Consider the following 13,531-nt stretch of genomic DNA (forward strand, 5'->3'; position numbering starts at 1 on the left):
CGGCGCACCGGCTGCGCCGACGGTCGAGATTACCGAAGATGCCAACGATGATGGTTACATCAACGATGGCGAGCTGGACGGTCAGGTGGACATCACCATCACGCTGGGCGCAGGGACCGCTGTGGGTGACACCATTGTGGTCACCGACCAGGATGGCAACACCCTGTTTGAGGGCCCTGTGACGCAGGAGATGCTGGATAATGGCCTTGACCTGAGCATTGACCCACCGGCCACCGGCACCGAGCTGGAAATCACCGCCACCATTACCGACCCCGCGGGCAACAGCGCAGAAGGCAGTGACAGCGCCACCCTGGATTACGGCGTGGGCAGCGGCGCACCGAGTGCACCGACAGTGGTGATTACCGAAGATGCCAACAATGATGGCATCATCAATGCTGATGAATTAGATGGCGACATCAACATCACTGTCACCCTGGGCGCCGGTACCGCCGTGGGCGATACCCTGATTGTGACCGACCAGGATGGCAATGAGCTGTTTAACGGCACTGTGACCCAGGCCATGCTGGATAACGGTGTGCCGGTCACCATAACTGCCCCCGCAGAAGGCACGGAGATTAAAGTCACTGCAACAGTGACTGACCCAGCAGGTAACACTGCTTCAGGCCTGGATATCGCCACCCTTGATACAACAGCAAACGCCTCCGCACCTGTGGTAACCATAGTCGACGACAATAATCCTGATGACGGGGTTATCAATCGCAGCGAGTTGGGTAGTGATGATGTTCAACTAAGCGTTGTTATCGACCACGATGAACTACTACTGGGCGGTCAGGTTAACCTGACGATTGATGGTACTGAGGTCACACTCACTTGGAATGGCACAGGCCTTACAGCCAGTGACGGTCGTACATACAACTACGACGCCAATACAGGAACTATTACCTGGACCGAAGTTGTCGCTGACGGTGAAAGAATTACCGTAACGGCCACTCAAACCGATCTTGACGGTAATGTATCAGATCAAGGCAGTGATACTGCTGTCGTCGATACATCATCCAATACAGCTGCACCGACCGTCACTATTGTTGATGACAACAATCCTGATGATGGCGTGATCAACGAGTCTGAACTGGGCAATGATAATGTGCAGCTACAGGTCGTGGTGGACCACGATGAGCTGGTTGCCGGTGGTCAAATCAACCTGACCATCAACAATGGCGGCACTACTTCTCTGGTATTCCTGTCACTCGACAGCAATGGCGACCCTGTCGTTGTTGATGAAAACGGTGATGCCGTAACCGGTTTCAGCTACAACAATGGCACCATTACCTGGAATGCCGTTGTGGCAGAAGGCGCAACCATCACAGTATCTGCGACTCAGACCGACCGTGACGGTAACGTCTCTGATGCTGGCAGTGATACCGCGGAAATCGATACGACCGCCAACACCACTGCACCGACTGTCACCATTGTCGATGACAACAACCCAGACGACGGTGTGATTAACGAGTCTGAGCTGGGCAATGATAATGTGCAGCTGCAGGTTGTCGTTGATCACGACGAGTTGGTTGCCGGTGGTCAAATCAACCTGACCATCAACAATGGCGGCACTACCTCTCTGGTATTCCTGTCACTCGACAGCAATGGCGACCCAGTCTTTGTTGACGAGAATGGCGATGCCGTCACCGGCTTCATCTACAACAATGGCACCATTACCTGGAATGCCGTTGTGGCAGAAGGCGCAACCATCACAGTGTCTGCGACCCAGACCGACCGTGACGGTAACATCTCGGATACCGGCAGTGATACTGCGGAAATCGATACGACCGCCAACACCAATGCGCCGACCGTGACCATTGTTGATGACAATGATCCAGATGATGGGCTCATTAATATCGATGAATTGGGCAATGACAATGTGCAGCTGAAGGTCGAGGTTGACCACGATGAGCTGGTTGCCGGTGGTCAAATCAACCTGACCATCAATAACGGCACCACTACCTCTCAGGTGTTCCTGTCGCTCGATGGCAGCGGTAATCCTGTCTTCGTCGATGAGAATGGCGATGCGGTAACAGGTTTCAGCTACAACAATGGCACCATTAGCTGGACTGCCGTTGTTGCAGAAGGCGCGACCATTACGGTTTCTGCTACTCAGACTGACCGTGACGGTAACGTCTCTGATGCTGGCAGCGATACTGCGACTCGTGACACTATTGCTCCAACGGCACCCACAGTGACTATTGTGGATGACAATGATCCAGATGACGGGCTGATCAGCAGAGATGAGCTGGGCACAGATGACGTTCAGCTGGCAGCGACAGTAAACAATACAGAGTTTGCCGCAGGGGACATTGTCACTCTGGTTATCACCAACGGCAGCAGCCAAAACACTGTGAAGCTCAAGCTGGTTAATGGTGAGCTACAATTGGAAAATGGTTCACCTGCAACCGGCTACAGCTATAACAATGGCGTTATAACCTGGACAGAAGTTGTCGCCGCAGGAGCCACTATTACGGTCGCCGTAACTCAAACGGATGCCGCGGGTAATGATTCAGCGACAGCGAGTGATACAGCAGTCGTTACCGGTGCTATTAATGACGTGGTGACCTCTCCGGAGGATGACACTCTTAACGGGAATGTCCTGACGAATGATCCAGGCAATAACAGTGTCGTAAGCTTTGTCGTCACAGGAGACTCCACTGTCTATACTGCAGGCCAAACAGCCACGATCGCAGGTATAGGCACCATAGTTATCAATGCTAACGGTACCTACACCTTTACTCCGGTTGCCAACTGGAATGGTGAGGTACCTGATATCACCTACACCACTGGCTCAGGTGATACTGCAGTGCTCGATATTACGGTATCGCCAGTCAATGATGATTTCACCGATAACGATGAAAACGTCAATGTGGATGAAGACAGCACCACAGGTATTTCAGGCAATGTCATTGATGGCACCAGTGTTGACGGCCCTATCTCAGTACAAAGCTTCAGTGTCACTGGAGAAACAGGCCCATTCGTTGTGGGAACGGCTTATGTTATTGATGGTGTTGGCACAATCACACTGTCGGCTAACGGCGCATATACCTTTATCCCAGCGACCAATTTCTTTGGTGACGTGCCTGATATCACCTATGTACTGACTGACGGCTCCAGTACTGATACCTCAACCTTGAATATTACGGTCAACCAGGTCGATGATGCTGTCACTATTACCGACCCAGACGACATGAGCTTCAACGAGAGTGAACTTCAAGGTGGGACCGACGGTGGCACGACACCTCAGGTACAGTCTGGTTCGTTTACGGTGTCCGCTCCGGATGGCCTGAACCGCATTGTGTTTGGTAACAGTAGTGGCAACACTACAGTTACCCTTGCAATGCTGATCGCCGCCACACCAGAAAGTCCTGCAACTGTACAAGGTGAGTTTGGGACGATAGAAATAACTGACTACAGCAATGGCGTGGTGAGTTTTAACTATGTGTTCTCAGAAGCACAGAATCACAGTTCAGCAGATCCATTGGTCGATAGCTTTAGCATTACCGCCTACGACGCAGATGGTGATACCAGCGCCACCGACCTTGATGTCAGCATCTATGATGACGACGTCGAGACAGTCATCGATACCAATGGAGTAGATGTCCTTGTAGACGGTTTTGAGGCATCAGGTGTTGTTGGTGAGTGGACAAGCTGGACAGGAGGTAACCCGCTGAGACGTTATGACGGTGATGACAATGATACCGGTCTCGATCAGATGCGCTGGGGTACCAACAATAACTCAACTTCATCAGGCTATGGTTTTGTCGATAATGACACCAACCTCAACGGAGTGCTGGACCTGAACCAGGATATCAATCTGGGTGTGTTTACTCACTATAACAACCCAATTCCTGCAGGTTCTGCCATTTCAGCTGCTACCTTAACTGTGACCTTCACCATTACTGACTCCTATGGTGTGGTCACACCGATAACCATCAATATCAACTTTACCCATACCGAGACGCCTAACAGCAATGATCCGGAAGCATCGCGCGATATTATCCAGATTGGTCAGCCTGAGGTGACGTTCGAATATGAAGGTGAGTTCTACACCATCAAGGTACTGGGCTTTATTGATGAGCAAGGGCAATTGGTCAGTACTGTTAGAACCTATGAGAGTCAATCCAACAGCTACCAGTTAATCGCCCGTATTGTCGAAGGTGATGGCTATGCGCTGCCGGATAAAGAGGGCAATGTTCTTGAAAATGACCTGGGTGCAGATGCCCTCTCCGTAGTCGGTGTTACCACAGGGACAGACACAGGGACTGATGTATTTACCGGTGTAGGCACACAGATTCAGGGTACCTATGGTGTTCTGATACTGCAGGCCAATGGTAGCTATCGTTACGAGCTGCAGGAGAGTGCAGAAAACATTCCGGAAGGCGCTCAGGAGAACTTTATCTACACAGTTAGAGACGCCGATGGCGATGTATCCACAAACCGCCTCATTATCGGTGTGACATCGGAAGACTTTAACGGTATTCCGGTGGGCACAGATCTGACGGTAGAAACCAATGACGGCAATGACACAGTCATAGTTCAGGATGGCGATAATTCATCTACACCTGACCAGATGCAGGTATTCATAGGGGATAATCTCACGGGAACCATCATCAACAGCAGTGGTGTTGAAACAACGGTAACCACCCCAACGAATCCGGTAACTGGTTACAACAATGGCAGTGCCGATCAGAATGTCAGTACAGGTCAGGGCCAGGATTATGTAGAAGCTGGCAGTGGTAACGACAAGATTTGGGCAGGGGCAACGGGTAACTCCCAGGCCAATAACACAGACCCGGATATTGAGCTTACTGCCAACTTCATCAACAACCTGCGCTTAATGACAGGGAACCTGAACAGCATTACTGACAATGATGGTCAGCTTAAGGCGGCTGACATCAATGGCGTTACAGCTGACATAGTCAATGGTGGTGCAGGTAATGATGAAATCTTCGGTCAATCGGGCTCAGATATCCTCTATGGTCACGATGGGAATGACACCCTCGATGGCGGCCGCCATAACGATGGCCTGAGGGGGGGTGAAGGTAACGATACCCTTATTGGTGGACTGGGTGACGATATTCTCCGTGGTGATGCAGGTAACGATGTGTTCGTATGGCAATCCGGAGAGTTTGGTACTGATCGCGTCATGGACTTCAACCATGAAGAGGATACTTTGAATCTTGAGGATATCCTCCAGGGAGAAGACCAGAACTCATTGGAAGACTATCTCAACTTCTCGCTGAGCAATGGTTCTACGACCATCTCTATTGACGCGGACCTTAACGGAACCTTTGAACAGTCAATTGTGCTAGATGGTGTGGATCTGTTCGATATCTACGGCATGAGCGAGAGCGATATCATCAATGGTCTGTTCGATGACGGTGCAATTATTGCCAATGTATCTGACTCGTCACCGGGTACTAACCCAATCATTCCAGATCCAAATGATGACAATGGAGGTCAAATCCCTTAGCGGATATGTGACAGAGGCTTGTAAAATGACGAGCCTCTGTCACAATTCACACAATGAAAATAACTTTCATAAAATCATTTGCATAAGGAATCGCAAGAGTCGTGGTAGCAACTGTTTCCAAATCACCAGAGCAATGGACTATCTCAGCTTCCCAGCGGGTCACAGAGGACCCCTTGCTGGATGCCTTGGTGTTGCTGACTCAATATTTCGGCAATCCCTGCTCCGCAGATTCGCTTTCTGCAGGCCTTCCCATGTCCGAGGCGGTACTCACCCCGGACCTCTTGCCACAGGCGGCCTCCAGAGGAGGACTGACAGCCAAGTTATTCCGTAAAGGTTTGGATCAGGTGTCAGAAATTATGCTGCCCTGCATCCTGCTGCTTAAAGATAAGAAAGCCTGTTTGCTAATGGAGCTGGATCATCAATCTGACTCAGCGACCATCCAACTGCCGGACAGCGGCGGCAAGCAAACCATGTCCATCGAGGAACTGGAGACCCTGTATGTCGGTTACCTGTTCCTGGTGAAGCAGCTATACCGTGAAGACAAGGGGATGGATGCTTTTCTGCATAAGTCAGATGAACACTGGCTGTGGAATATCATCAAAGATGCAGCCCCCATCTATCGGGATGCCCTTATCGCCTCAGTGCTGGTTAACTTATTTGCCCTGATCTCGCCACTGTTCATTATGAACGTTTATGACAAGATCCTGCCAAATCTGGCGTTTGAGTCGCTATGGGTACTGGCGATTGGTGCCGGTCTGGCGTTTATGTTCGACTTTGTGATGCGCCAACTTCGAAGCTATCTTATTGACGTTGCCGGTAAGAAGATCGACATCATCGTTTCCTCCAAACTCTTTGCCAAAGCCATGGGGGTCCCGCTGGCCAAACGTAGCCCCAGTGTTGGTGCCATGGCCAAACAGCTGGGGGAGTTTGACAGTATCCGGGAATTTCTGGCCTCAGCCACTGTGACCACTCTGGTGGATCTGCCATTCGCACTGCTGTTCTTTACCATTATCTTTCTGGTATCAGGCGATCTTGTCATGATCCCCATTATTGGTGGCGTCATTATTATCGGCTATACCCTTTACAGTCAGCCCAAGCTCAAAGCCGCCATTGAAGAAAGCAGTAAATTTTCCGCGGTCAAACATGGTCACCTGATTGAAAGCCTGGCATCACTGGAATCTATCAAAGCTTATGGTGCCGAAGGTCTGGTGCAGAAAAGCTGGCAACAAATGACCGGGCACTCAGCCAACTGGCAACTCAAGGCCAAAAAACTCACCAATGGCGTATCCAATGTCGCTAACTTTATTGTGCAACTCTGCTCAGTCAGCGTAGTTGTACTGGGGGTGTATCGCGTATCGGAAGGCGATATCTCTATGGGTGGGATCATTGCAGCAGTTATTTTGACCAGCCGAGCTGTGGCGCCTTTAGCACAGCTGGCTAACCTGATGACCCGGGGTAACCACACTGCCAGTGCGCTGCAACAGTTGGATCAAATCATGACTCAGGAAGATGAGTTCGATGATAAAGGTCACCTGGTCAGCATTGAACGCATGAATGGCAAGATAGACTTAGATCATGTCAATTTCACCTACCCGAATACAGAGAAATCGGTACTCAACAATATTTCACTGTCAATTAAACCGGGAGAGCGTATTGCCATTATTGGCCGTAATGGCTCAGGGAAGAGCACACTGGCCAAACTCATCATAGGTCTGATGCAACCCAGCAATGGCAATATTCGATACGATGGTCTGGACTCACAGCAGATACACCCAGCGGATCTTCGTCGTAACTTTGGTTACCTGCCTCAGGACGTGACACTGTTTCAGGGCTCTATTCGTGACAACATTCTGTTTGGTACCCGTCAGGTGACTGAACATCAGCTAATCCGGGCGGTTCAGCTCTCAGGTGTAGGTCTGTTTACCCATCAGGAGTCTGAAGGTCTGGAGCAACAGGTCGGTGAAGGTGGACAGGCGCTGTCCCGGGGCCAACGCCAATGTGTATCGCTGGCCAGAGCCATACTTAACGACCCTCCAATGTTGATGATGGATGAGCCCACCGCTAGTCTGGATGCCAGGGCAGAAAAGCAATTTGTACGCGCCATGCAAAATGTCAGTCAACAGCGCTCCCTGCTCCTTATCACCCATAAGATGCACCTGCTTAAATTGGTCGATCGCATCATAGTGCTGGATAAAGGACGAATGCTTGCGGATGGCTCCAGAGAGAAAGTTCTCGAGCAGCTCAGTCAAGGTCTTATGGCTGGGGAGGCGAAACAATGAATAAGCGCCTCACCACTGAAGATATGGAAATGGTCGATGATATTTACGGCGCTATGATGACCGACGCGCCAACCGGACATCGACTGATCATCTGGTCACTGACAGCCATGATAGTCATCTTCTTTGTCTGGGCTTATCTATCTGAACTTGATCAGGTGACATCCGGCGAGGGGAAAGTGATCCCCTCCTCTCAGATACAGGTTATTCAGAGTTTGGATGGCGGTATTCTGGAAGAATTGTTTATCACTGAGGGCTCAATCGTCACTAAAGGGCAACCTTTGGCGCGCATTGATGATACCCGCTTCCGTTCTGATTTTGCCCAACAAGAGCAGGAAACCGACAGTCTACAGGCTAACGTTATACGTCTTCAGACTGAACTCGAGAGCCTGGTAGTTGCCGATGTATCTACTGATTGGAGAGAACAAGTTCAGATTAACAAGCAGACACTGAACTTCCCTCAGGAGCTAAATGACCGTCAGGATCGCATGATCCGTCGGCAACAGGATGAGTACAACGGTCGTTTGGATAACCTGAGCAACCAGCTCGAAATTCTGGCACGACAAATTCAGCAAAGACAGCAGGAGTCTGCCGAGCTGAATTCCAAAATCAGCACTCTGACCAACAGCTATCGCTTGGTATTTCGGGAGTTGGAGTTGACACGCCCTCTTGCCGAGAAAGGCATTGTTGCGGAGGTTGAGCTGCTTAAGCTTGAACGTACTGTGAATGACATTCAGGGCGAGCTGCAGTCACTGAGATTGATGCGTCCGAAAATCAAAGCCTCTCTCGATGAAGCGATTTTGAAACGTCGTGAGGCAGTATTTAACTTTGGTGCGGAAGCCCGTGCCCAACTCAACGAATTACAAACCCGCCTGTCTCGTATGAATGAGGCTCAAGTGGGAGCGGCCGACAAACTCAACAAAGCCGTCATTACCTCCCCGGTAAACGGCACAATAAAAACATTACATATAAATACCCTGGGTGGTGTGGTGAAACCCGCTGTGGACATTATTGAAATTGTCCCATCGGAAGACCAACTCCTGATAGAAACCAAGATCCTGCCAAAGGACATTGCTTTCCTGCACCCCGGCTTGCCGGCTGTGGTAAAGGTCAGCGCTTATGACTTCACGCGTTACGGCGGGTTGGAAGGCACTGTTGAACACATCAGTGCTGACACCAGCCAAGACGAAGAAGGCAACAGTTATTACCTGATACGAGTAAGAACCGAGCAGTCCAGTCTTACCAAGAAAGACGGTACGCCTATGCCCATTATCCCCGGTATGCTGACATCGGTGGATATTATTACCGGCAAGCGTTCCATTCTCGAATACATACTCAACCCAATTTTACGAGCCAAAGATACTGCACTGCGGGAGAGATGAGGCTTGATATACAGGGGGAATGATCCGATGAAATTGTTGAACAAAACCGCGAGATTCAGTGCGACGGCTGTGGCTGTGGCGGCCCTGTTAACGCCGACACTCAGCCATGCCGACACACTGGAGCAGGCTGTCGCCAAAACACTGGATACCCATCCTGAACTGAGGGTAGCCTTTAACCGATTCAAAGCCAGAGAAGCGCAAATAGACCAAGCCTTCTCAGGTTACTTACCGAATGTGGAACTCAGCGCTGGCTGGGGGCTGGAAAATACTGACAGCCCTTCCACAAGACGTAACCCACTTAACAGGAGTAATGAAGGTGAGGTAGAACTCAAACGCGGCGAAGCCGGCGTGAGTATCCGCCAGATGCTGTTTGACGGCTTCAGAACCACCAGTGAAGTGGAAAGATTCACCTATGAAGCCACGGCTGAGCAGTGGACTCTGATTGCCGCTGCGGAAGATATAGCTTTGGAGGTCGCCAGGGTTTATCTGAAATTTATGCAGGCTGAGCAGGTACTCACCCTGGCCCAGAAGAATCTGCAAACCCATAAAGATATCTACAGCCAGATTAAGCAACGTACCGATTCAGGCTTGGGCTCCACAGCTGACCTGTCTCAAATTACTGGTCGTCTGGCTCGCGCCAATGCCAATGTGATTTCAGCACAGAATAATCTGTACGATGCCATCGCCGAGTATCGCAGTGTTACTGGTGTGGTTCCCAGTGACACTATTATGCCGGTACCGGATTCAGATCAATTGCCCGCCACCTATGAAGGTACAATTAAGGTTGCCGGCGAGTATCACCCGGTTCTGAAATCCGCCTCACAGGATATCAAAGCTGCGCAAAGTGAAAAGAGCTCAAGGGAATCAAGCTATTACCCAACAATCACTATTGAACTGAACGGTAATTGGAATAATGATATTAATGGTGAAGATGGACGCAGCTTTACCAGTGATGTCGGAGGTCACAGCAATGACCTGCAAGCTATGGTTCGTATGCGCTATGACCTGTTTGCCGGTGGTCGTGACGCGGCTTTGAATCGCGAGTCTGCTTACAAGATTAATGAAGCCAAAGAAGTTCGTGAACGGGCCTATCGCCAAATTATCGAAGGAGCCTCACTGGCTTGGAATGCCTACGAGCTGTTGCCACCTCAAAAGCAATATATTCGTGAGCATGTAGTGGCCGCCAAAGAGACTCAGGCTGCCTACGCTCAGCAATTCAACCTGGGCCAGCGTTCATTACTGGATTTGCTGGATACCGAAAATGAGCTGTTTGAAGCTAGAAAAGATTACCTGCAAACAGAGTTTGATGAAACTCTGGCTCAGTACCGGGTGTTGAATGCCACAGGTCAGTTGCTGGGTTCTTTGCAAGTTACCCGCCCGGAAACCTGGCGTGGTGATAATGAGTATGAAGAGGGTGCGTACTGATAATGTACCTGTTCAGGGCCTCTGTTGAGGCCCTGCATTCAACTTTAATCTGCATCTATAACAATGTGTAATTTGAACAGCCCGGGGGCTGAATACTGATAAAAAAACAAAAATAACAGACACAAAAGCCAAGGCGATAAGGACGTTAACTTCTGGATATGCAACGCAGGGAAAGGAACAGGTGCGCGACAGCCTCAGTCTTCCGACTGGGACTGCTTTTTTTGCTGATTTCAATCAGCCCAATCTCTGCCGCCCCTACCCAAACTCTCAATGCCAACCTGATTATTGCCCAACTCGAACGTAACTACGGTCCAAGAGCCGGAAAGCGTGCCAACGCCTGGTTTAAGACTATGAAGTCCGCTGAGAATATGTCTGAGCGCGACAAACTGACAGAGGTAAACCGCTTCTTCAACCTGTTTACCTTTATCGATGACATCAAGCTCTGGGGAGAATCCAACTACTGGGCGACTCCCCTTGAGTTTATTGGTGTCAGCGGCGGCGACTGCGAGGACTTCTCAATCGCCAAATACTTTACCCTGCTGCATGTTGGGGTACCTGAAGACAAACTGCGTATCACTATGGTTAAAGCTAAAACCGTAGACCAATACCATATGGTACTGACCTACTACGAAACACCGGGTTCAGTGCCTTTGGTACTGGACAATCTGGATCCCCAGATAAAACCGGCAACTCAACGCCGGGATCTGGTGCCGGTATACAGCTTTAACGGTAAGCAGCTTTGGCTTAACAAACAAAAAGGACGGGGTGAGTTGGCTGGCTCGGCCAAACGACTCAAAAAATGGAATGATCTTACCCATAGACTTGAGGTTGACCGCTTGCGGCAGCCTAAAATTAGACTGGAGTAGCTACTCATGACACTGTTCCGACAGCTCTATTCGCTACTGTTTGGCTTGTTTCTGCTGGTTGTCATCGGCCTGGGCCTGGTGCAATTCACTGAGACACGCAGCTTTTTGACCAAACAGATGGAGTCAGACCTGAACAATGCCAGCCACTCGCTGGGGCTTATGCTTTCACCTGCACTGGAAGCAGGAGACAGCGCTACCGTGGATGCACTGGTAAATGTAATTTTCGAAGGTGGCTACTATCAGAGTATTGAGTTGACCTGGCTGGTTGACGGACACCAGCAGGTTTGGGAAAACCCCACCAAAGTCAGTGGTGTCCCCCAATGGTTTACCGATCTACAGCTGTTTGATGAGATCAGCACCGAAACCACAATTACTTCTGGCTGGCTGCAACTGGCTACCCTGAAGATCACTGCCAACCCAGGCATTGGCTACCACGAGCTTTGGCGTATCATCAGCAATACCTTTATCTTGTTCGCGCTGTTCTTCCTGATTGCGATTTTAAGTGCCAGGGTCGGTTTAACCTGGATTCTAAAGCCGTTAAATCAACTGTCACAGCATGCCCAAAATGTTGCCAATCGTAAGTTCGGACCTGATTTGGCATTGCCCAAAACACGCGAACTACAAAAGGTCGTGTTGGCATTTAACAGTATGTCGAGCCAACTTAAAAAGGTCTTTCTGTCACTGGATGAAGAAGTGACAGCATTGCGCAAGAAGAATCTGGTCGACCAGGTGTCCAACCTGCCCAACCGCCAATATCTGATGGATAGAGTGGCAAGTTGGCTGGATGAACCGGGAACCGGTGCTCTGTTCATGACCAAAATGGACTGGCTTGAACAGGTTCACAGTAAGTTTGGTTATCAGGTTAGAGATGAAACCATTCGCCTGTTGTCACAACGCCTTCAGGAAAATCTTCAAACAGTTGCCCCCAGCGTCATTACCCGCATTGCTGCCTACGAGTTTGCATTCCTGGTGACAGATGTTGAACGCGAACAGCTAAATCAATATCTGCAAGCTTTAGTTCGCACTATTAATCAGGAAGTCGCCAAGGCTGAAGGCAAACCCAATGAAGGTTATGCCATAGGTATTGCTGAACGTATTGGTGATATGACCCAGTCAGATATGCTGGCCCAAACCGATAATGCCCTGCAGCAAGCAATGAAAGACGGCAAGGTTTATCACTGGTTTGCAGCAAACCAGCAGCAGCTGTTTTCCCGTGAGCAATGGCGTGACCGCTTAACCCACGCATTTGATAAAAGAGAGTTTTTCTTCCGCTGGCAAGATGTTGCCAGCACGAATGGGAAAGGCATTGTGCATCGCGAGCTGTTCTGTCAGCTACAACTGGAAGATGGTCAAAGGGTCCATGCAGGACAATTTATGCCCTATGTCGAACTGCTGTCTATGGGCGCAGCATTGGATAGATGCCTGATCAGTAAGCTCAGGGATGACCAGCTTCTTGAGCGCAATCCTGAACCTGTGGCAGTCAATCTGACTCACCAGAGCATCAGTGATCCAGAGTTCCACAGCTGGCTCGACAAGTTCCTGGCCAAGTCTGACAAAGATAATAAGTTGTGCTTTGAGCTGCCTGAATCGGCGGTTTACAGTGCTCCTGAAGCCTGTGAGTCCCTGTGTGCCATTATTCACAAACATGGCGCTCAGTTTGGCATTGACCACTTTGGCCGTCAGTTTGGCTCGATGAACTATCTGCAAACCCTTCGCCCAAGCTATGTGAAGCTGGATCAGGCTTTCGCACACTATGACGAAAACCAACACAACAGTGAACTATGCCGCGCACTTATCAATGTGGCAAAGGGCTTGAGCATTCAGGTTGTTGTGACCGGCATACAGGAAAAAGAGCAGTTGAGAAGCTTCAGTGGCCTGGATATCAGTGGCTTCCAGGGCTTTATTACCCCGCCACAGGATGTGTAGACAAAAAGCCAAAAGCCCGCGATAAACGCGGGCTTTTTACTGAATGTGCTCGGTGATAGAGGATTGGAACCTCTGAAATTCTGCTCCGCTCTCTCATCAACATCATGATGCGCTACCAGACTGCACCTCCCTCAGTTTCAGCAATGATAATCCCTGCTATGCAGGTCTCATTACATG

6 protein-coding genes are annotated in these 13,531 nt (G+C 50.0%); all 6 read left to right on the top strand.

The features are described 5' to 3' along the window. Nucleotides 1-5,479, top strand: a 5,479-nt coding sequence (locus L2725_RS23050; RefSeq protein ID WP_249251126.1) for a choice-of-anchor K domain-containing protein, incomplete at its 5' end; no start/stop codon positions are given. Between the two features lie 101 nt (nucleotides 5,480-5,580). Continuing rightward, entirely contained in the window at nucleotides 5,581-7,758 is a 2,178-nt protein-coding gene (locus tag L2725_RS23055; protein WP_249251128.1) for a type I secretion system permease/ATPase, read from the top strand. After that, on the top strand, nucleotides 7,755-9,137 hold the full coding sequence (locus L2725_RS23060) for an HlyD family type I secretion periplasmic adaptor subunit (RefSeq protein WP_249251130.1): 1,383 nt from the start codon (nucleotides 7,755-7,757) through the stop codon (nucleotides 9,135-9,137). The genes L2725_RS23055 and L2725_RS23060 overlap by 4 nt, the downstream gene beginning before the upstream one ends. 27 nt (nucleotides 9,138-9,164) lie before the next feature. Then, a complete protein-coding gene (locus L2725_RS23065) occupies nucleotides 9,165-10,562 on the top strand; it encodes a TolC family outer membrane protein (protein ID WP_249251132.1) in 1,398 nt (465 codons plus the stop codon). A gap of 158 nt (nucleotides 10,563-10,720) precedes the next feature. Further along, a complete protein-coding gene (locus L2725_RS23070) occupies nucleotides 10,721-11,428 on the top strand; it encodes a transglutaminase-like cysteine peptidase (RefSeq protein ID WP_249251133.1) in 708 nt (235 codons plus the stop codon). 6 nt (nucleotides 11,429-11,434) lie between these two features. Then, nucleotides 11,435-13,354 (top strand): bifunctional diguanylate cyclase/phosphodiesterase, encoded by a 1,920-nt coding sequence (locus L2725_RS23075; RefSeq protein WP_249251134.1) that lies wholly within the window; start codon nucleotides 11,435-11,437, stop codon nucleotides 13,352-13,354. The last annotated feature ends 177 nt before the right edge of the window (nucleotides 13,355-13,531 follow it).

It is taken from the genome of Shewanella corallii (assembly GCF_023349125.1).
GTDB lineage: Bacteria > Pseudomonadota > Gammaproteobacteria > Enterobacterales > Shewanellaceae > Shewanella > Shewanella corallii.